Consider the following 18,343-nt stretch of genomic DNA (forward strand, 5'->3'; position numbering starts at 1 on the left):
GCTTGGCGTGGCGTACGTGCCCGGCTTCGCGTTCTTCGCGGACCGATCGCGCCGCAACCTGCTGCGCCTGTCTTTCGTGACCGCGCCGCCCGCCCAGATCGATCGGGGCATCGAATTGCTGGCGCAGGCGCTGAACACGGCACTCGACCAGCCGACAACAAGAAAAGGAGACCACCCATGATGAAACGCCGCCACTTCTCCATGTCGCTCGCGCTCGCGGCGCGCGACCTCGCCCGTGCCTTCCGTGTGGGCGCAGGACACCACACGCACATCCTGGTGGGCTTTCCGCCCGGGGGCGGCGTGGACGCGGTGGCGCGCCTGCTGGCGGACAAGCTGCGGGTTTCGCTGAACACCAATGTGCTGGTGGACAACCGGCCCGGCGCGGCCGGGCGCATTGCGCTGAGCGAGCTGAAGCGTTCGCGGCCCGACGGGCGCACGCTGGCCATCGCGCCGGGCGGCGCGCTGACCATCCTGCCGTGGCTCTACCCGGCCAGCCTGGGCTACGACCCGGTCAAGGACTTCACGCCGGTCTCGCGCCTGACCACGCTGGACCTTGCCATGTCCGTCGGGCCGGCCGTGCCGCCTGGCGACGTGAAGGCGATGTTCGCGTGGATGAAGGCCAACCCCGCGAAGGCCTCCTATGCAACGTCCGGCGCGGGCTCGGTGCCGCATTTCGCGGGGCTGGTGATCGCGCAGGCGACCGGCGTTCCGCTGCTCCATGTGCCCTACCGGGGCGCGCGGCCATCCAGGACCTGATTGGCGGACAGGTGCCGCTGATGATCGACAGCCCGGCCGAAGTGGTGGAGATGCACCGCAACGGCAAGCTGCGCGTTCTGGCCGTGACCGGCGCCCAGCGCACGCCCGCCCTGCCCGACGTGCCGACGCTGCGCGAATCGGGCATCGATGTGGTGGTCGACAACTTCTTCGGCCTCTATGGGCCCGCGAACATGCCGGCCGCCGCCACCGAGCGCATCGACAAGGCCGTGGCGCAGGCGCTCGCATCGCAGGACGTGCGCGACAAGCTCCTGAACCTCGCGATGGTGGCCGACCACGGCAGCCCGCAGTTGCTCGCGAGCACGCAAGCCTCCCAGTACAAGCGCTGGGAAGACCCCATCAAACGCTCCGGCTTCAAGGCCGAATGAAGAGACAACGCACCACACCATGACAGACATCAGCACAACCACCGGCACGCCCGCTCCTCTCAGGGTCAATCCCCCGCCGCACCCGAACCCCAGCCGGCCCGCCTACCGGCTGCCGCCCGGCGCCTGCGACGCGCACTGCCACGTGTTCGGGCCCGGTGCGCGCTTTGCGTACTCGCCCAAACGCACCTACGAACCGACGGACGCGCCGGCGGCGGTGCGCGCGCTGCATGCGCTGCTCGGCATCGAGCGCGTGGTGCTGGTGCAGGCCAGCATCCACGGCCACGACAACAGCGCGATGCTGGACGCCATCGCACAGTCGCCCGACACCTACCGCGGCGTCGCGATGGTGCCCGCATCCATTGCCGACGCCGAGCTGCGAGCCCTGCACGAGGGCGGCGTGCGTTCGCTGCGCTTCAACTTCGTGCGGCGGCTGGGCGGCGCGCCCGATCTCGACGCCATCCGCAGCCTGGCCCATCGCGTGAAGACGCTGGGCTGGCACCTGGTGCTGCACTTCGACCCGCAGGACCTGCCGGTGTACCGCCAGTTCCTCGACGAGCTGCCGCTGCCCTACGTGATCGATCACATGGGCCGCGTGCTCGCCGAAAGCGGCCCGCGGCAAGAGCCTTTCGACGCGCTGCTCGAACTCATGAAGGACGAACGCTGCTGGGTCAAGGTGAGCGGCGCGGAGCGTACCTCGCACCTGCTGTCGGGACCGGGCCTGCCTTTCGAGGACGCCGTGCCCTGCGCGCCGGCTGATCCAGGCGGCCCCGACCGCGTGCTCTGGGGCACCGACTGGCCGCACCCCAGCGTGCGCGAGATGCCCGACGACGGCAAGCTGGTCGACCTGCTGCCGCTTTTTTCAGACGATCCCGCCGTGCTCCACAAGCTGCTGGTGGACAACCCCACGCGCCTTTACTGGCAAGACTGAAACGGCACGAAAGCCACGCATGAACCACATCGAAAAACTCGCGATTCGCCAGGCGCTCGAGGCACTGGCCGTCGACTACTGGTACGAGGTCGACTTCAATTGGGGCCAGGACGCCCACGCCTACTACACCGAGGACGCGGTATTCACCACCAGCCAGAAGTCGCGCACCGGCCGCGCCGCCATTGCCGACTTCTACAACGCGCGGCAGGCGCGGCGCGCGCGTCGCTGCACGTGGTGCAGAACTTCCGCGTGGTGCCGGTGTCGCCGCAGCGCGTGGACTGCAACTACGTGATGAGCCTCTACGCTGCCGACGGCGAAGGCGTGCTGCCCTCCCGGCCCGCGATCATGATCGCCGACGTGCGCGAGACGGTCGTGCGCCAGCCCGACGGGGCCTGGCTCTACGCGCTGCGCACGCTGCGTCCGCTGTTCCGGGACGACACGCCGACCACGGGCTGAAGCGCTCGAACGAAAGAAGTCCCCATGCTCTTCATCGACCCCGAAAACGCACCCGGTTTCAAGCGCACCCTGTTCAACGCCATCGTGGCGCCCCGGCCCATCGGCTGGATCAGCACGATGAGCCCCGAAGGCCAGGTCAACCTGGCGCCGTTCTCTCACTTCAACCTGGTTTCCACGGCGCCGCCGGTGGTGATGTTCTCCTGCAACGCGCCCGCCGACCGGCACGAGAAGGACACCATCACGAACGTGCGCGCGACCGGCGAGTTCGTCACCAACCTCGTGACCTGGGAGCTGCGCGACCTCATGAACATCAGCTCGCTCGACGCGCCCTACGGCACCGACGAGTTCGAACTCGCCGGCCTGGAGAAGGCGCAAAGCCAGAAGGTGCGACCGCCGCGCGTGGCGCGCTCGCCGGCGAGCATGGAATGCAAGCTGCTGCGCATCGTCGAGATCGAGCCGCAGGGGCCGGGCGACACGGTCAGCAACGTGGTGTTCGGCCGGGTGGTCGGTATCCACCTGGACCCGGCCTTCGTCGAGCCGAACGGCCGTTTCGACGTGGCGCGCACCCTGCTCACGCGGCTGGGCGGCAACCAGTACGCGTCGGTCGGCCCGCTGGTCGAACTCTCGCGGCCGAGCCCGCGGCGCGACTGACGGCACGCACCGCAATCAAGTCAATGAAAGGAACACGATGACGAACACCACACCCGAAACCGGCGTACGCCGCGCCTCGGTCCACGAGCTTGCGCCGGGTTCGGTCGCGCGCGGACAGAACTTCTGGGTCCAATGGATCGAGGGCGCGGCCCCGGTCGAAGCCACCAGCCTGAACGAGATGCTGCTGCTGCTGCCCGACGGCGGCGCCACCGTGCACGCCGGTGCCGAGGTGCGCGAAGTGCCGGGGCGCAGCGTCTGCGTGCTGCCGGCCGGCGCCGTCACGGTGCGCCTCGCGGGTACGGGCCAGGGCACGGACCGCGCCGCGCTGGTCGCGTCTTCGCGGCCCGACCTGGCGCCCGGCGTGGCGCGCAACCAGACCGACTACGCCGTGCCCGACGCCCGGGTGCGTCCGGTCGGCGACGACTACCGCCGCGCATCCGCCGGTGCGATCCGCGTCATGGAAGTCGACGCGATCCAGCCCCCGGCCGACAAGCCCCGGCTCAAGATGTTCCAGACCGATACGCTGAGCATCAACTGGGTCGAATACCAGGAGGCGCGCGACCGCACCCAACTGAGCCCGCACAACCACGCCGACTTCGAGCAGGGCTCGCTGGCGATGGCGGGCGACTTCGTGCACCACCTGCGCGTCAACTGGGGCGGCAACGCCGACCAGTGGCGCGACGACGAGCACCTGCACGCGCCTTCGCCCTCGATGATCACGGTGCCGGTGCTGCTGGTGCACACCACCGAAGGCGTGGGCCCGGGCCGCCATCTGCTGATCGACGTGTTCTCGCCGCCGCGGCACGACTTCATCGACAAGGGCTGGGTGGCCAACGCAGGCGACTACGAGCGCCGCAAGGCCGGCTGAAGCACGACAGGCGCGGCCTACACTGCGCCCTCCATGCCATCCTTCACTCCCATCCGTGCCGTCGAGCGCGCCATCGACGTACTGGCCGCGCTCAACCGTTCCCCGTCTGCACGCTCGACACGCTGCACCGCCAGACGGCATTCCCGCCCCCTGATCCGGCTGCTCGAAACGCTGGAGGGCAAGGGGCTGGTCACACGGGCACCGCAGTACGGGGCCTACAGCCTCACATCGGGCGTGCGGCAGCTGTCGTCGGGCTACCACGGCGAGCCGCGACTGGTGGAGGCCTCGATGCGCCCCATGGACGAGCTGACGCGCAAACTCAAATGGCCCATTGCGCTGGCGGTGCCCGATTACGACGCGGTCGTGATCCGCTACAGCACGATTCCCAGCTCGCCGCTGTCGTTGCTGCACTCCAGCATCAACATGCGCCTGAGCTTCATGACGCGCGCGCTCGGCCGGGTCTACCTCGCGGCCTGCACGGCGCAGGAGTGCCGCGCGCTGCTCGACATCCTCAGGGTTTCGGACGATCCGGAAAATGCGCCGGCGGCCCAGCCGCGCACCGTGCAGGCGATGCTGCGGCAGATCCGCCAGCAGGGCTATGCGTTGCGCGCCCGATGTCAGGCCGGTCTCGAACACGCTGGCCGTGCCCATCTTCGAAGGACGCAGGGTCGTGGCCAGCGCCGGGCTCACATGGATCACCTCCGCCATCAGCGAAGAGCAGGCGGTGAAGAAATTCCTGCCGCCGATGCAGGAGATGGCCCTGCGCATCAGGGAGCGGCTCAGCGCGCTCTAGATGTCCTGGGCGGTCCGGCAAAGGCCTGCACCGCCTGCCGCAGCAAGGTCTGGTCGGACGAAACGACGAACCAGTTGGCGCCCTCGGCCATGAATTGCTCGCGCTCGGGCGTGCCGCCCACGTGCATGCCCGCGAGCTTGCCGGCTCGCGTGGCCGCCTGCAGCGCCACGCGGGTGGCCTGCAGCACCTCCGGCGCGCGATCGTCCAGCCCCATCGACAACGCCAGGTCGGCGCGGCCCACGAACAGGCCCGCCACGCCCGGCACGTCGGCAATCGCCTGCGCTTCCTCGACGGCCTGCGCGCTCTCGATCTGGCAGACGATCTGCGCCTGGTCGCCCAGCTGCAGCGCCTGCGCCATGCCCAGGCTCGCGTAGCCCGCAAAACGCGGGCCGCCCGAGTAGCCGCGGCGGCCGCCGCGGTAGCGCGCCATGGCCACCACCTCGCGGGCTTGTTCGGCGGTGTCCACGTGCGGCACCAGCAGCCCGGCCGCGCCGATGTCGAGGCAGGAAAGAATCACCGCCGGATTGATCTCCGGGATGCGGATGAACACCGGTATCCCAGCGGCGCGCCCGCCCATCACCATCAGGTCGAGCAGCGCGCGATCGAAGGGCGCGTGCTCGGCGTCGACCACGACGAAGTCCAGGCCGGTGGTACCGAGCACTTCGACGGTTTGCGGCGAACCGGTCTTGACGAAGGTGCCGAGTTGCGCTTCGGCCGTGCTGCTGTCTTTCATGGGCGTATGCCTGCCTTTCTTCAGTCGAGCTTGATCTGCGCGGTCTTGATCACGCGCTGCCACTTCTGGCCGTCGGCCTCGATGCGCTGGCGCAGCAGTGCCGGCGCACCGCTTGCCACCACGCCGCCGTATTGCTGCAGCTTGCTCTTGCCCTGCGGGGATTCGAGCAGGCGGTTGATCTCGGCGTTGAGTCGCTGCACCATGGGTGCCGGCATGCCTGCCGGCCCGACCATCGCGAACCACACCGTCGCCGTCTGGTCGATGCCCTGCTCCTTGGCGGTCGGCACATCGGGCAGGCCGGGAAAGCGCGTGCCCGATGTCACCGCCAGCCCGCGCAGCTTGCCTGCCTGGATGTTCGGAATGAAGGTGGAGACGGGCGCCGAGATGGCCTGCACCACGCCGCCCAGCAGGTCCGTGAGCGCGGGGGTGTCGCCGCGATAAGGCACGTCCTGCAGGCGCACGCCGACTGTCTGCGACAGGTCGGCCAGCGCCAGGTGGCCGATGGTGCCGTTGCCGGGCGTGGCGACGGAGAACGCGGAAGGTTTGGCCTTCGCCGCCTCCACGAACTCCTTGAGGTTGCGCACCTTCAGCTGCTCGGGGTTGCTGACGAAGACCATCGGGATCTCGCAGACCAGCGCAATCGGTGTCAGGTCCTTGTCGCCGTCGAAGGGCATCGACTTGTAGAGGAACTTGTTGTTCACCAGCGGGCCCGAGGTGACCAGGCCGATGGTGTAACCGTCGGGTGCGGCCTTCGCCACGGCGTCGGTGCCGATGTTGCCGGCCGCGCCGGCCCGGTTGTCGACCACGACGGGGGCGCCCAGGCGCTCGCCCAGGCCCTGCGCGAGATAGCGCGCCACCATGTCGGTGCTGCCGCCAGCCGGGAAGGGCACGACCATGCGGATCGGGCGGTTCGGCCACCCGCTGTTCGAGGCCCATGCAGCCATCGGCGAGAGCTCGCGGCCACGCCTGCGCCAACTGCACCGATGGCGCCCAGGCTCGCGCCGAGCCAATGTCTCCTGTTCATTCTTGAAGTCTCCTGAGGTTTTCTAAAGGGATGCCTTGCGGGCGGTTTCCAGTCGCTGCAGCAATTGCGGCATGCGGGCCTGCGCCTGATCGCGCAGCTGGTCGTAGAGGCTGTTGCCGTGGGCATCGATCGCCACCGTGGCGGGGCCGAGCGCGGCCACGTTCAGGGTCAGCAGGCGGAACTGCGAGATGTATTCGTTCCAATGGGACGACACCACGCGGCGCAGCAGCGCGAGAGCAGCGGCGCTCCGCCGCCGAGAAAGGACAGGTAGACGCAGCCGGTGTCGCGCAGCGCCTGCACGCAGGCCGCGTCGAGCCCGCCCTTGCCGCCGGTCAGCCGCAGATCGAGGCCGCGCACCAGCGGCGGCATCCAGGCGTTGTAGCGCGTGCTGGTGCTCGGGTTCATGTAGAGCGGCACGGGGCCGTCGGCGGTCTCGCGCACGAAGGTGCTCAGGTGGAAGAAGGCGCCGCCGCGCAGATCGACCGGCAACGCCTGGCCGTCGGCCACGGCCTGCGCCATGCGCTGGTGCGTGGGCAGGCCGATGCTGACGGTGATATCGCCGTCCAGCGTCACCATGTCGCCGACCGCGAGTTCGCGCACCTTCTCGCGCGAGAGGGGAAGTTCAAGCTTGTGGAGCATCGCGGCCTACCAGTTGAGGTCTTCGACGCGGCCGTCGTTGTAGATGCGCGCTGAGGTGCGGCGGTTGATCCAGCAGTTGAAGCACACCGCGACCGGTACGAAGCCATGGCTCGCCGCATAGTCGATGTGTACCGCCATTGCGCTGGCATCGCCGCCGGTGCCCATGGGGCCGAAGCCCATGGCGTTGATGGCGTCCAGCAGGCGCTGCTCCATGGCCGCGAGGATGGGCTCCGGGTTGGTGCGGCCGAAGGCGCAGCACCGACTCCTTGGCCAGCCGCGCCGCGTAGTCGAAGGTGCCGCCGATGCCCACGCCGACAACGATGGGCAGGCAGGGTTGCGAGCCCGCGCGCAGCACGGTGTCGAGCACGAATTTCTCGATCTGCTCGAGCGTCGGGTACACGAAGGCGTCGACGGCCTCCCAACGGCCGGTGCCCATGGCCTTGGGCGCGCAGACGATTTCCATGTAGTCGGCGTCGTCGATCACATCGAAGCTCAGCAGCGGCATGTCCTTGCGCCAGCTGCGCGCATGCGTGAGCGGGTTGGTCACCATCTTGAGGATCGGCGGGTCGATGTGCTGCACCAGGTCGGCAAAGCCGCGCACGATGGCCTCGCGCACCGGCCCGTCGAACTGCACGCGCGTGCCGATCTTGATGCTGTAGGTGGGAATGCCGACGTCGGTGCACACCAGCTCGTTGCCCTGCTGCGCGGCGTCGGCGCTGTGCAGCATGATCTTGAGCGTGTGCTTGCCGGTGCTGCCGGTCTCGGCTGTTTCGGCGCGCTGCAGCGCGGCACGCGTGTCGTCGGGAATTTTCTTCAGGGAGCGCTCATAGAGCTGCGCCGTCACTCGTTGAAGAGTGGCACTGTCGATGGCCATGTTTACGTGGGATTCGCTTGTCTCGATGGCCCGTACGATGCGCTGTCGCGAGCAAGTGTTCAAGCGCATTCTTTGAAGTTTTCACCTGTAGAAAGTCTGAACGTTTCGTTTGCGCCGGTGCCGTCGCCCTCCAACAATGCGCCCCAACTTTCATGGAGGAGACAAGCAATGAGGTTTTTCGCGATGGGACTTGCAGCCGCCGGCCTGGCCGGTGCGGCGTGCGCCCAATCTTCGGTCACGCTGTTCGGCGTGGTCGATGCGGCATCAGCGGCTATTCGAACAAGTCGACGGACCCGAAATCGGCCACGCTGGCCAATCCGTTCTATCGGAACCAGGGCAGCGTCACCGCGAGCCAGCGGGTGCTGTCGAACTCGGGCCTTGCGTCCAGCCGCGTCGGCTTTCGCGGCGTCGAAGACCTGGGCGGCGGACTGGCCGCGAGCTTCTGGCTCGAATCATCGATCACCAACGACTCGGGGCAGGAAGGCATCCAGAGCTTCGCGCGCCGCTCGACAGTCAGCCTGTCCGGCAGCTTCGGCGAGATCCGCCTGGGCCGGGATATCAACGCGACCTTCACCAACGACTTCGTGTTCGACCCGCTCGGCGTCAATGGCGTGGGCGTCAACCTGCTCTACCGCGCCGGCACCGCGATGAGCAAGATGGGCGTGCCGCAATCGGCGGGCGTGTCCCCGGTGCTGACCAATGCCTATGCGCGCAGCAGCAACATGGTGTCCTACTTCCTGCCGCCGAACCTCGGGGGCTTCTATGGACAGGTGCAGTACGCCTTCAACGAGAAGACCCAGACCTCGCCCGGCGTGCTGACGCCCGCCGCGACCGACACGCGTTCGGGCCGCTTCGTCGGCGGACGCTTCGGCTACGACCGGGGGCCGCTGAACGTGGCCCTGGCGCTCAGTCGCAACACGCTGCTGAGCGACTACCTCACGGGCACCACGCTGCGACAGGACACCGTCAACCTCGGCGCGGCCTACGACCTGGGCGTGGCGAAGCTCTTCGGCGAGGTTTCGCGCATCAAGAACCGGACGATCGTCACCGGCCTGGCGGCCAGTACAGCGTCCGACCTCGATCTCTCGGGATTGATGTTCGGCGTCAACGTGCCGGTGGGGCCGGGCGTGATCCGGGCGTCTTATGCAAAGGTGCGGTACGACTACCACCGGCCGTTCAACACCACGCCGGACCCGAAGGCGCGGCAGCTGGCGTTGAGCTACGTGCACAACCTGTCCAAACGCACCGCCCTGTATGCGAGCGTTGCGCGCATCGACAACAGGAACGGCGCGGCGCTGTCCGTGGGTGGTCCGAGCTTCGTGTCGGGCGCTCTTGTGCCAAGCCGCTCGACCGGCTACGACTTCGGGCTTCGCCATGCCTTCTGATTCCATGCGCACCCCGACGAACGGGTGCCCCCTGCGCATCGCGGTCATTGGCGCGGGCGCCATCGGCGGCCACTTCGCGGCGCGGCTCGCGCAGGCCGGGCACTCGGTCACCGTGCTCGACCGCGGCGCCACGCTGGAAGCGATTCGCGAGCACGGCCTGCGCTACACAAGCGGCCCGCAGCCGCAGCAATGCATCGCGGTTCGCGCCGCGGCATCGCCGCTCGAGATGGAGCCGCCCGAACTCGTGGTGCTCGCGCTCAAGTCGCACGTGCTGCCGGCGGTGGTGCCCACGCTGTCGCCCCTGCTGAAAGAAGGAGCCACTGTTCTGCCGGTCGGCAACGGCTTGCCGTGGTGGTATTTCCTGGTGCCCGGAAAGCCGCTGTCCGGTTTGCGTCTTCGAAGCGTGGACCCCGAAGGCGCCATCGAAAGAAGCATCGACGTGCAACAGGTGCTCGGCGGCAGCGTGATGGCGTCCTGCCACTGTTCGGAGCCGGGCGTGGTAGTGCACAGCGCCGGCGGACGCGTCGTGGTCGGAGAGCCGGCCGGCGGACTCAGCGAACGTGCGCAGCACTGGGCCGGCGTGCTGGCTGACGCCGGGCTTGGCGCCGTCGCGAGCGACGATATCCGCAGCGAGCTTTGGCTCAAATTGCTGGGCAATGCCTGTGCCAATCCGCTGAGCCTGCTGACCGGCGTGACCACCGACCGGATGCTGGACGATGATCCGATGCGCCAATTGTTCGAACGCATGATGACCGAGTGCATCTCGCTCGGTCGGCGGCTGGGCCTGACGATCCAGACCGACACGGCGCAGCGCATGGCGCAGACACGCAAGCTCGGCGCGATCAAGACCTCGATGCTGCAGGACATGGAGGCCGGCCGCGGCGTGGAACTCGATGCGATCCTCGGTGCCGCGCTCGAAAGCGCATCGGCCTTGCAGCAGCCGGTGCCCTACCTGGAGAGCGCGTTCGCGCTGGCCTGCATGCGGGCGCAGCAGGCCGGGTTGTACTTCTCGCGAAGTTCGGCCCGCTGATCAGCGCGCCCGGTCGGCCACCGGGCGCACGGCGTGCGTGGATTCGGCGTCCTCGTTCAGCCCGATCCACGCGTTGCCGAAGTTCACGGCATAGAAGTGCTGATCGGCCTCGCTGCCGGAGCCCGACCAGAACTTGATGGGCGGCGTATCGGGGAAGCGCGCCGCGTCGATGGTGGGAATGGTGGTTTCGCCTACGCACCAGCGTGGCAGGGTCACGGGAGACTGCTCGGGGCTCAGTGCGAGCGTGAAGCTCTCGTCCACCAGTCCGTGGTCGCAGCGCCGCAGGGCGGCCAGTTCCCCGATGGTCGGCAGCCGCCACTGGGTGATGCCCTCATGGCCTTGGGTATTGAGCGCGTGAACGCGTGCCTGGGCATCCATCAGGCCCAGCCTCTCGGGCTCGCCCACACAACGTTCGCCCTTCGAGGTCTGGCCCACGGCGCAGCGCAGCCATCGCAACCCGGTGGTGGCATCGGTGACGACAGCCGCCGACTCAGGGCGGGTCGTGGTGAAACGGCTTGTTCGTTGCAACCGCCGAGCAGCAACAGGGTCATCAAAGCAGCCGCCGACGACCAAGGCTTCGCATCGCGCATTCAAAATCCTCCATGACATATAGGTTCTTGGCGGATTTTCCACTCTAGGAGGTGGCACCGGCTTCGCTCAGCCGCGCCCGGCCCGCAATTGCTTCGCCTGTCAGAGCAGCCGCGGAGAGCCGTCATCCGACTGTCATAGATACGAAACGTTAAAACATAACATAAGTACACATCTATCCAGCAGGCGCCGTTTTCCATGCCCGAAACCTCCGAGTATTTGAGCGATTTCCGGCCGCGTTTTCGCCAGCCCAGCGCGGCGGATCTCTGCACGGAAGTGCCGTGCATGACGACCGAGGAGACGAACGAGAAGGTGATGGAGGTTTTCAACCGGCACCGCGACCTCGTCAGCCTGCCGGTGGTGGAGCAGAACCAGCCGATCGGCCTGATCAACCGGAACATCTTCCTGTCGCAGATGAGCAAGCCGTTCCGCGTCGAGCTGTATGGCCGCAAGAGTTGCATCGCCTTCATGGACAAGGACCCGCTGATCGTCGATGCGGCGCTGGACCTGGAAGCGTTGACCTTCAAGACCGTGGCGCACGGCGAGAAGGCCCTGTCCGACGGCTTCATCATCACGCGCGACGGCGAGTTCGCCGGCGTCGGCAACGGCTTGCAGCTCATGCGCCTGGTGGCGGACCTGCAGGTGTCGCGCAACCGCCAGATCATGCACAGCATCGAATACGCCAGCGTGATCCAGCGCTCCACCCTGCGCAGCTCGCTCGACGCCCTGTCGCGCGCCTGTCCCGAGGCCCACCTGGTGTGGGAGCCGCGCGACGTGGTCGGCGGCGATTTCTACCAGTTCAGCACCGCGGCGGACGGCTGGTTCGCCACCGTGGCCGACTGCACGGGGCACGGCGTTCCCGGCGCCTTCATGACGCTGATCGCCTCCACCAACCTGAATCAGGCCATCGAGCAGCACGGGCCGCGCGACCCCGCCCTCCTGCTGGGCAACGTGAATCGCAGTATCAAACATATGCTGGGCCAGATGGACGGGCAGGACGCAACGCCCGGCTCGGACGACGGCATGGACGCCGCGTGCTTCTGGTTCGAGCCCGCGCATGGCCGGCTGGTGTTTGCCGGCGCCCGGCTGTCGCTGTTCCTGCTGCGCCCCGGCGCCGATGCCGTGGAACTGGTCGAGGGGCAGCGCAAGGGCGTGGGCTACATGGACACCGAGTTCGACTTCGGCTGGACCAACCAGGAACTGCACCTGCCCCAGGGCAGCCTTGTCTTCGTGAGCACCGACGGGCTGATCGACCAGGTCGGCGGCCCCCGCGCCATCGCACTGGGCAAGCGTCGCGTGCGCGAACTGCTGCTCGAGCAGCGCGGGCGCACGGCCGCGCAAGTCAATCAGGCGGTGCTGGACGCCCTGCGGGCCTGGCAAGGCGAGCACCACCGCCGCGACGACCTGACCTTTTTCTGTTTCCGCACCTGACACGGGAATTCACCCATGCCCTTCCCCCCGATCGCCGACAAGTACGGTTCCTTCTTCAACGTGGCGCGCCAACACCAGGTCATCTTCTATTACGTGGGCTACTTCTCCCAGCACATCGTGGCCGCCATGTCCGACGCCGTGAAGCTGCAGCTCGAGGTGGCCGGCGTGGCCGGCCCGACACGGCGCAAGCTGTTCTCCTCGTTCGTCGAGATGGCACAGAACATCATTCACTACTCGGCCGATACACTCACGGCCGCGAGCCTGGACAGCGGCGAGTTGCGCCACGGCTCGGTCTGCATCCGCCGCGAGCGACGGCGGCTTTCTACTGCTGTGCGCCAACCCCGTCGAGCCCGCGATCGCCGATGCGTTGCGCGAGAAGCTGGAGACGCTGCGCAGCATGACGCTGGAAGAGATCAAGCAGGCCTACCGCCAGACGCTGCGCGAAGAAACGCCCGAAGGCAGCAAAGGCGCGGGCATGGGACTTCTCACGGTCGCTCGCGACGCCCGCGAGCCGCTGGAGTTCGATTTCGACGCTGCCGACAGCGCCGGTGGCTCCCGGTGTTCTACCTGAAGGCGGCGATCTAAACCGCCCAAGCCCGGCAACGAATCGAGATTACAGATGGAAAACCTCTACATCGCCCCGACGCCCAGTTCCCCCCAGGTGGACTTCAAGTTCGACGCTCGGACACTCAGCCTGCGGGGCGAGTCCTATCCCGAAAACGCCGCCGCCTTCTATGGCGAGGTGATTGCGCGACTCAAGGAATACCTGGCCCAGCAAAGCGGCACCCAGATCGAGGTCAATATCGCATTGGCCTACTTCAACAGCTCCAGCACCAAGATGCTGTTCAACCTGATCGCGGCGCTCAACGACGCGGTGGAGGCCGGCAACCGGGTGAACCTGAACTGGTACCACGACGAGGACGACGACACCATCCTCGAATTCGGCCAGGAGCTCAGCGAAGACTTTCCCGCGATCGACTTCGCGAGCCATCCCGTGAAGCCGGCCTGAATGGACACCGCCGCACCGCCGGATCTGTTCGACGCCGAGAGCCGGGCGCTGCAAGCCGCGCGCGCCGCCTACGACGCCAGCGCCACGACGCAGTCCGAACCCTGCCGGCAGGCGCTGGGCGAACTGCTCACGGCCTACGAACGGCTCCTGCGCGAAACGCGCCGGCTGGTGCGCCGCAGTGACCGGGCCGAATTCGACATGAACCAGCTGAACCTGCGCCTGCAGGACCTGGCGGCCGAGCTCGAATACCGCGCCACGCACGATCCGCTGACCGGCGTGCTCAACCGGGCGGCCATCATCGAGCTCGTGAACAGCCATTTTTCGGACGGTGACATCGCACTGATCGTGCTGGACATCGATCACTTCAAGCGCATCAACGACAGCTTCGGCCACCCCACGGGAGACCGCGTCATCCAGGCCGTGGTGAGCTGCCTCAAGCAAGAGGTGCCGACGACGGCGCAGATCGGCCGTGTCGGCGGCGAGGAATTCACCGTGGTGCTGCCAGGGCAAGGCGGCGATGCCAGCGGACAGGTCGCGCAGGCGCTGCGGCGTGCCATCGAGGCGTATGCATTCGATCTGCCCGACGGCAGCGGCGTCACGGCCAGCTTCGGCGTGTGCTGGTCGCCGCGCGGCAGCAACTTCGACAGCGCCTACGGTCTGGCCGACGAAGCCCTGTATGTCGCCAAGCGCGGCGGACGCAACCAGGTCGCGCTCGCATCCGGCCACGCGCAACCCGCATGAGGCGCGAGGCTGAGCCGGGCCGGTCGGCCCGCGCGAAGGGCCGGGCGCCCGACTGGCGCGTGCTGGTCGTGGACCAGGACGCCGACGTGCATGCGGCAGCGCGCGCCGCGCTGCAGGGCCTCACGCTGTTCGAACGCCCCCTGGTGTTCGTGCATGCCTACTCGGGCGAGGAAGCGCGCGCGCTCGTGCTGCGCGAGCACGACCTGGCCGTGGTCATCCTGGACGTGGTGACGGAAAGCACGAAAGCCGGGCTGGACCTGGTGGACTTCATCCGCCACACCGCCGGCCTGCGCAACACGCGCATCGTGCTGCGCACGGGCGGACCGGGCCATGTGCCGGCGCTGGACACGCTGCTGCGCTATGACATCAACGACTACCGGACCAAGGCCGAGCTCACGCAGGACCGCCTGCTGGCCATGGTCGTCACGGCCGTGCGCTCCTACAAGCAGCTGTGCGCCATCGAGGCCAACAGCCGCAGCCTGGAGCTCATCGTGCGCTCCAGCGCCTCGCTGCTCGAAGAGACCGATCTGCGCGCCTTTGCCCGCAGCATCATCACCCAGCTCATCGCGCTGCTCGGCGCGGCCGGGGACGGCCTGGTCTGTGCACCGGGCATGCAGCCGGCCAGCCCGTACCGCGTGGTGGCGGCGGCCGGCCGGTTCACCGGCCTGGTCGATCTGCCGCTGGATGCGCTGCCCGAATTGCCCGAGCTCTCCGGGCTGCACCTGTTGCGCCGCGCGCTCGCTCGGCTGCAACGTCTATGGCGAGGACGGCGGCGTGGCCCTGCACATCGGCCGCAAGGACGATCAGGACATGGCCGTCTTCATCGACACCACCGGGCTGCGCGGCACTGTCGACCGGCAGCTGCTGGACGTGTTCTGCGTCAACCTCAGCACGCTGCTGCACAGCCGAGGGCTGCTGGAGCGGTTGCACGAATACGCCTACTACGACCCGCTCGTGCGACTGCCCAACCGGACCCACTTCGTCGAAAAGGTCGACGACTGCGCACGGCAGGGCATGCGGGACCACATCCTGGCGCTGGTCGACATCGACGACTTCAGCGCCACCAACGACGTCATGGGCCACCGCTTCGGCGACCGCCTGCTGGAGACCGTGGCCCGGCGCCTGGCCGATGCATTGCCGGCCGAAGTCGTGCTGGCCCGCCTGGGCGCCGACACCTTCGGCGTGCTCGGACCCGTCGGCCAGGTGTCGCCGACGCAATTGCTGGAATGCGTGCGCCAGCCGCTGGCCGTCGACGGCGTGCCGCACAAGGTCTCGCTGACCTGCGGCTACGTCTTGCTTCCGGAAGACGCACAGGCTGGCGTCGATCTGGTCAAGGACGCCACGATTGCCTTGAAGCGCGCCAAGCGCGACCACCGCGGCCAGCACCTGCAGTACTCCGGGCACATGGGCACCGAGGCCCGCGCTCGCGCCTTGCTGCTGTCCAATTTGCGTGCCGCCATCGACAACGCGCAGCTGTTCCTGGTCTATCAGCCGCAAATCGACCTGAACACCCGCGCGCTGGTGGGCCTGAAGCCCTGCTGCGCTGGCGCGCCGATGACGGCAATCTGGTGCCGCCGGACCGGTTCATTCCGGTGGCCGAGCATTCCGGCCTGATCGTGGCGCTCGGGCAATGGGTGTTGTCCACGGCCTGCATGACCATGCGCGAGCTGCTGGATGCGGGCTGCGCGCCGCTGCGCATGGCCGTCAACGTCTCGACCGTGCAGTTGCGGGACCCGGGGTTCTTCGAGACCGTGCGCGCGGCGTTGTCGCACAGCCGGCTCCAGGGCAGCCACCTGGAACTGGAGATCACCGAATCCGTCGCCGTGCTGCCCACGCAACTGCTGGAGTCCACTTTGACCGCCTTGCGGGCCGAGGGCATTTCCATTGCCATCGACGACTTCGGCACCGGCTATTCATCGCTGAGCTATCTGGAGCGGCTGCCGCTGGACCGCATCAAGATCGACGGCACTTTCGTGCGCCAGCTCAGCGAGACGCAAGGGGCACGCATCGCCGAAATGGTCGTGCAACTGGGCCGCAAGCTCGGCCTGCACGTGCTGGCCGAAGGCATCGAGGACGATGCCGCCTGGCAAGCGCTGCTGGCCATGGACTGCAACGAAGGCCAGGGCTACTGCATTGCTCCGCCCATGGACAAGGACAGTTTGTTCCGCTGGCTTCAGCAGCGGGCCGATCGGCGCGAGGGCATCGCGCTTCACAGCGGGCTGGACGGGGCCTGATCGATGAGGGCGGCCTGCGGACCACACGCCCTCGCGCTGTCGAACCATGAGATCTGCGTGCCACGCGTCTTCACGACAGATCTGTCAGTCCACCGGGCCACGACTGTGCACTGTGAAGAACTCGCAAGATGCGAACGCCATCTTCTTCGACCCGATACGCCACGATGTATGGCGTGCGACGAATGACAAGTTCGCGGGTTCCTTCGATGCGCCCCGGACGCCCGCCCTCTGGAAACTGCAGCAGCACCAATACCTGCGTGGCAATGCGCTCATCTACCGAGATTGCCGCGCGTGAGTCATCTTTCTCGATGAAATCGAATATTCGCTCGCGGTCATCCATCGCCAGCGGCGACCACTCAAGCCTCACGCGCCACCTTCACCGGCCTTGAGCTGCGCGGCCGCACGACGCTTGGCGAAATGCGCCTCGACTTTTTCATGAGGAATACCCGGGCGAGGGTCGTCCAAGGCCTCCTGGACCTTGGCCCGGAACCAGGCGTCATACGCCGCGGGATCGACGGTCAGGCCCGCCGGCAACGCGCCCTCTTTTGCCACGCGCGTCAAAACGATCCTCATCACATCCGACACGCTAAGACCGATGTTGTCGAGCACAGCAGTCGCGCGCTCCTTGATTTCGGCGTCGATGCGGGTCTGCACCAATGCGTTTGCGGCCATGGCGGCCCTCCTGGTCAGAAAACAATCGATCAATTGTAATTCAATTGAATGACAAATGAGCTGCTCACGGTGCGGGCACGGAGGCGTGTGCAGTCGGCCGCCATGCCGCGAAGGTTCAAGCGTCGAGCCTAGCCTCTGCAGGGGCTGCAGGCGGATCGGCACGCCCCGTGCGTGCAAACGCGCTGGGAGAGAGCCCCACGGAACGACTGAAGGCAGCACTGAACGCGCTTGCCGATTGGTAGCCGACTGCATGAGCGACCTCGCCGAGCGAGAGTCCGTCATGCCACAGCATGTCCTTAGCCAGGGCCATGCGCCATCGCAGCACGTACTCCATCGGTGGCGCGCCAAGAATTTGTGTGAAGCGCGCGGCAAAGGCCGCGCGCGACATGCCGACCTTGCTCGCGAGATCCTCGATGGTCCAGCGCCGCGCGACGTCCTCATGAATCAGTCGCAGCGCATTCGCCATGCGCGGATCGGCCAGGCCCGCCAGGAGTCCTGAAATCGGCGCTGCGTCCTGCGCGGGTTGCCAGCGCAGCGCTTCGATCAGCATGATCTCGACAAGGCGCGTCAGGATGGCGTCGCCACCGGGTCTCGGCGTCATGCTCTCTTCGCCGATGGCGCGCGCAATCCAGCTCAAACGCGCCGCCCCGCTGTCCGCCGCCTTGATGTGGACCACCATGGGCAGAAGCCCCACCAGCAGCGGAGCGCTCGTCGGGTCGAACAGGAAGTAGCCGCCGAGCATCCTCACCGCCGCCTCGTCCTCCTGGGTGCCATGTCGGACCTCTCCCGCCGGACTCGCCTCCGCGATACGCATGGCGGGGCGATCCATTGCCTCGAGGTCGCTCCCCATGCGCAAACCCGGCGTTGCGGGCAGCAATACGTAGTCCCCCGGTTCCATGAGAAAGGGATCTGCCGAGTCCAGCCTCAGCCAGCATGAGCCTTGCACCATCAGGCAGAAGCTGGGCTGCCCGTAGCTCGGATATTGCACCGCCCAACTGCCCGCGCCACTGACGAACTTGGACAGCACCGTTTGGGGTCGCAGCAAGGCCACGATGGAAGCCAGTGGGTCCGCATTTAGACGATCTCGCATGAAATCCAGATTATGCGATATGGATCGTCTTGGTCAAGCGCCCTAGCATCGACCC

At 67.4% G+C, this 18,343-nt stretch carries 19 protein-coding genes and 6 pseudogenes; 16 read left to right on the top strand and 9 right to left on the bottom strand.

Annotation, left to right across the window (positions count from 1 at the left end; translation table 11 throughout):
* From L3V85_RS00005 to L3V85_RS00040, 9 genes and pseudogenes are all read left to right on the top strand, one after another.
* A pseudogene (locus L3V85_RS00005) lies at positions 1 to 181 on the top strand (hypothetical protein); the annotation flags it as partial.
* Positions 182 to 201: 20 nt separating this feature from the next.
* Positions 202 to 1,142 (top strand): annotated as a pseudogene (locus L3V85_RS00010) (tripartite tricarboxylate transporter substrate-binding protein).
* 19 nt (positions 1,143 to 1,161) lie between these two features.
* Positions 1,162 to 2,070: an amidohydrolase family protein gene (locus L3V85_RS00015; RefSeq protein WP_237677465.1), complete on the top strand. Its 909-nt coding sequence runs from the start codon at positions 1,162 to 1,164 to the stop codon at positions 2,068 to 2,070.
* Between the two features lie 19 nt (positions 2,071 to 2,089).
* On the top strand, positions 2,090 to 2,362 hold the full coding sequence (locus L3V85_RS00020; protein WP_237677466.1) for a hypothetical protein: 273 nt from the start codon (positions 2,090 to 2,092) through the stop codon (positions 2,360 to 2,362).
* Positions 2,362 to 2,526: a hypothetical protein gene (locus L3V85_RS00025; protein ID WP_237677467.1), complete on the top strand. Its 165-nt coding sequence runs from the start codon at positions 2,362 to 2,364 to the stop codon at positions 2,524 to 2,526. The genes L3V85_RS00020 and L3V85_RS00025 overlap by 1 nt, the downstream gene beginning before the upstream one ends.
* 24 nt (positions 2,527 to 2,550) lie before the next feature.
* On the top strand, positions 2,551 to 3,177 hold the full coding sequence (locus tag L3V85_RS00030) for a flavin reductase family protein (protein WP_237677468.1): 627 nt from the start codon (positions 2,551 to 2,553) through the stop codon (positions 3,175 to 3,177).
* A gap of 37 nt (positions 3,178 to 3,214) precedes the next feature.
* Positions 3,215 to 4,045 carry a hypothetical protein gene (locus L3V85_RS00035; RefSeq protein WP_237677469.1) on the top strand — a complete coding sequence of 277 codons (831 nt, stop codon included), beginning with the start codon at positions 3,215 to 3,217 and terminating at the stop codon, positions 4,043 to 4,045.
* A 33-nt stretch (positions 4,046 to 4,078) separates the two neighbouring features.
* Positions 4,079 to 4,600, top strand: a pseudogene (locus L3V85_RS37500) (transcriptional regulator); the annotation flags it as partial.
* A gap of 88 nt (positions 4,601 to 4,688) precedes the next feature.
* Positions 4,689 to 4,838 carry a hypothetical protein gene (locus L3V85_RS00040; RefSeq protein ID WP_237677470.1) on the top strand — a complete coding sequence of 50 codons (150 nt, stop codon included), beginning with the start codon at positions 4,689 to 4,691 and terminating at the stop codon, positions 4,836 to 4,838.
* Here L3V85_RS00040 and L3V85_RS00045 read toward each other — a convergent pair.
* The 5 genes and pseudogenes from L3V85_RS00045 to L3V85_RS37420 all read right to left on the bottom strand — a co-directional run bounded on the left by L3V85_RS00045 (position 4,825) and on the right by L3V85_RS37420 (position 8,177).
* On the bottom strand, positions 4,825 to 5,571 hold the full coding sequence (locus L3V85_RS00045; RefSeq protein WP_237677471.1) for an HpcH/HpaI aldolase family protein: 747 nt from the start codon (positions 5,569 to 5,571) through the stop codon (positions 4,825 to 4,827). The genes L3V85_RS00040 and L3V85_RS00045 overlap by 14 nt on opposite strands.
* Positions 5,572 to 5,591: 20 nt before the next feature.
* Positions 5,592 to 6,515, bottom strand: coding sequence for a Bug family tripartite tricarboxylate transporter substrate binding protein (locus L3V85_RS00050; protein ID WP_237677472.1), 924 nt, complete (start codon positions 6,513 to 6,515; stop codon positions 5,592 to 5,594).
* A gap of 102 nt (positions 6,516 to 6,617) precedes the next feature.
* Complete coding sequence (locus tag L3V85_RS00055; RefSeq protein ID WP_237677473.1) at positions 6,618 to 6,809, bottom strand: hypothetical protein; 192 nt, start codon at positions 6,807 to 6,809, stop codon at positions 6,618 to 6,620.
* Positions 6,764 to 7,234 carry a fumarate hydratase C-terminal domain-containing protein gene (locus L3V85_RS00060; RefSeq protein WP_237677474.1) on the bottom strand — a complete coding sequence of 157 codons (471 nt, stop codon included), beginning with the start codon at positions 7,232 to 7,234 and terminating at the stop codon, positions 6,764 to 6,766. The genes L3V85_RS00055 and L3V85_RS00060 overlap by 46 nt, the downstream gene beginning before the upstream one ends.
* Before the next feature lie 6 nt (positions 7,235 to 7,240).
* Positions 7,241 to 8,177 (bottom strand): annotated as a pseudogene (locus L3V85_RS37420) (fumarate hydratase).
* Positions 8,178 to 8,326: 149 nt separating this feature from the next.
* Between L3V85_RS37420 and L3V85_RS00070 the strand changes: the two are divergent.
* Positions 8,327 to 9,493 (top strand): porin, encoded by a 1,167-nt coding sequence (locus L3V85_RS00070; RefSeq protein WP_337250108.1) that lies wholly within the window; start codon positions 8,327 to 8,329, stop codon positions 9,491 to 9,493.
* Positions 9,483 to 10,523 carry a ketopantoate reductase family protein gene (locus L3V85_RS00075; protein ID WP_237677429.1) on the top strand — a complete coding sequence of 347 codons (1,041 nt, stop codon included), beginning with the start codon at positions 9,483 to 9,485 and terminating at the stop codon, positions 10,521 to 10,523. The genes L3V85_RS00070 and L3V85_RS00075 overlap by 11 nt, the downstream gene beginning before the upstream one ends.
* On the opposite strand, the gene L3V85_RS00080 is transcribed toward L3V85_RS00075, so the two are convergent.
* Positions 10,524 to 11,051, bottom strand: coding sequence for a DUF1566 domain-containing protein (locus L3V85_RS00080; protein ID WP_237677475.1), 528 nt, complete (start codon positions 11,049 to 11,051; stop codon positions 10,524 to 10,526).
* 258 nt (positions 11,052 to 11,309) lie between these two features.
* Here L3V85_RS00080 and L3V85_RS00085 point away from each other — a divergent pair, with 258 nt between their 5' ends.
* The 5 genes and pseudogenes from L3V85_RS00085 (at position 11,310) to L3V85_RS00105 (ending at position 16,526) form a co-directional block, all read left to right on the top strand.
* Positions 11,310 to 12,542 (top strand): SpoIIE family protein phosphatase, encoded by a 1,233-nt coding sequence (locus tag L3V85_RS00085; RefSeq protein ID WP_237677431.1) that lies wholly within the window; start codon positions 11,310 to 11,312, stop codon positions 12,540 to 12,542.
* A 15-nt stretch (positions 12,543 to 12,557) separates the two neighbouring features.
* Positions 12,558 to 13,127 (top strand): annotated as a pseudogene (locus tag L3V85_RS00090) (SiaB family protein kinase).
* A gap of 34 nt (positions 13,128 to 13,161) precedes the next feature.
* Entirely contained in the window at positions 13,162 to 13,551 is a 390-nt protein-coding gene (locus tag L3V85_RS00095; protein ID WP_237677433.1) for a DUF1987 domain-containing protein, read from the top strand.
* Entirely contained in the window at positions 13,552 to 14,292 is a 741-nt protein-coding gene (locus tag L3V85_RS00100) for a GGDEF domain-containing protein (protein WP_237677476.1), read from the top strand.
* A pseudogene (locus L3V85_RS00105) lies at positions 14,289 to 16,526 on the top strand (putative bifunctional diguanylate cyclase/phosphodiesterase). Before L3V85_RS00100 ends, L3V85_RS00105 begins: the two are co-directional and overlap by 4 nt.
* A gap of 70 nt (positions 16,527 to 16,596) precedes the next feature.
* Here L3V85_RS00105 and L3V85_RS00110 read toward each other — a convergent pair.
* The 3 genes from L3V85_RS00110 to L3V85_RS00120 all read right to left on the bottom strand — a co-directional run bounded on the left by L3V85_RS00110 (position 16,597) and on the right by L3V85_RS00120 (position 18,288).
* On the bottom strand, positions 16,597 to 16,893 hold the full coding sequence (locus L3V85_RS00110; RefSeq protein ID WP_237677434.1) for a type II toxin-antitoxin system RelE/ParE family toxin: 297 nt from the start codon (positions 16,891 to 16,893) through the stop codon (positions 16,597 to 16,599).
* Complete coding sequence (locus L3V85_RS00115) at positions 16,890 to 17,198, bottom strand: type II toxin-antitoxin system RelB/DinJ family antitoxin (protein WP_237677435.1); 309 nt, start codon at positions 17,196 to 17,198, stop codon at positions 16,890 to 16,892. Before L3V85_RS00115 ends, L3V85_RS00110 begins: the two co-directional genes overlap by 4 nt.
* Before the next feature lie 115 nt (positions 17,199 to 17,313).
* Positions 17,314 to 18,288, bottom strand: coding sequence for an AraC family transcriptional regulator (locus L3V85_RS00120; RefSeq protein WP_272934592.1), 975 nt, complete (start codon positions 18,286 to 18,288; stop codon positions 17,314 to 17,316).
* Between the last annotated feature and the right edge of the window lie 55 nt (positions 18,289 to 18,343).

It is taken from the genome of Variovorax paradoxus, from assembly GCF_022009635.1.
In the GTDB taxonomy this organism is placed as follows: Bacteria; Pseudomonadota; Gammaproteobacteria; order Burkholderiales; family Burkholderiaceae_C; genus Variovorax.

What these genes read in the sequence shown, in the direction of transcription:
- L3V85_RS00045 (WP_237677471.1), bottom strand. Translation starts at nt 5,571, where the DNA reads ATGAAAGACAGCAGCACGGCCGAAGCGCAACTCGGCACCTTCGTCAAG.
- L3V85_RS00025 (WP_237677467.1), top strand. Translation starts at nt 2,362, where the DNA reads ATGAGCCTCTACGCTGCCGACGGCGAAGGCGTGCTGCCCTCCCGGCCC.
- L3V85_RS00100 (WP_237677476.1), top strand. Translation starts at nt 13,552, where the DNA reads ATGGACACCGCCGCACCGCCGGATCTGTTCGACGCCGAGAGCCGGGCG.
- L3V85_RS00095 (WP_237677433.1), top strand. Translation starts at nt 13,162, where the DNA reads ATGGAAAACCTCTACATCGCCCCGACGCCCAGTTCCCCCCAGGTGGAC.
- L3V85_RS00030 (WP_237677468.1), top strand. Translation starts at nt 2,551, where the DNA reads ATGCTCTTCATCGACCCCGAAAACGCACCCGGTTTCAAGCGCACCCTG.
- L3V85_RS00120 (WP_272934592.1), bottom strand. Translation starts at nt 18,288, where the DNA reads ATGCGAGATCGTCTAAATGCGGACCCACTGGCTTCCATCGTGGCCTTG.
- L3V85_RS00085 (WP_237677431.1), top strand. Translation starts at nt 11,310, where the DNA reads ATGCCCGAAACCTCCGAGTATTTGAGCGATTTCCGGCCGCGTTTTCGC.
- L3V85_RS00060 (WP_237677474.1), bottom strand. Translation starts at nt 7,234, where the DNA reads ATGCTCCACAAGCTTGAACTTCCCCTCTCGCGCGAGAAGGTGCGCGAA.
- L3V85_RS00015 (WP_237677465.1), top strand. Translation starts at nt 1,162, where the DNA reads ATGACAGACATCAGCACAACCACCGGCACGCCCGCTCCTCTCAGGGTC.
- L3V85_RS00035 (WP_237677469.1), top strand. Translation starts at nt 3,215, where the DNA reads ATGACGAACACCACACCCGAAACCGGCGTACGCCGCGCCTCGGTCCAC.
- L3V85_RS00050 (WP_237677472.1), bottom strand. Translation starts at nt 6,515, where the DNA reads ATGGCTGCATGGGCCTCGAACAGCGGGTGGCCGAACCGCCCGATCCGC.
- L3V85_RS00075 (WP_237677429.1), top strand. Translation starts at nt 9,483, where the DNA reads ATGCCTTCTGATTCCATGCGCACCCCGACGAACGGGTGCCCCCTGCGC.
- L3V85_RS00020 (WP_237677466.1), top strand. Translation starts at nt 2,090, where the DNA reads ATGAACCACATCGAAAAACTCGCGATTCGCCAGGCGCTCGAGGCACTG.
- L3V85_RS00115 (WP_237677435.1), bottom strand. Translation starts at nt 17,198, where the DNA reads ATGGCCGCAAACGCATTGGTGCAGACCCGCATCGACGCCGAAATCAAG.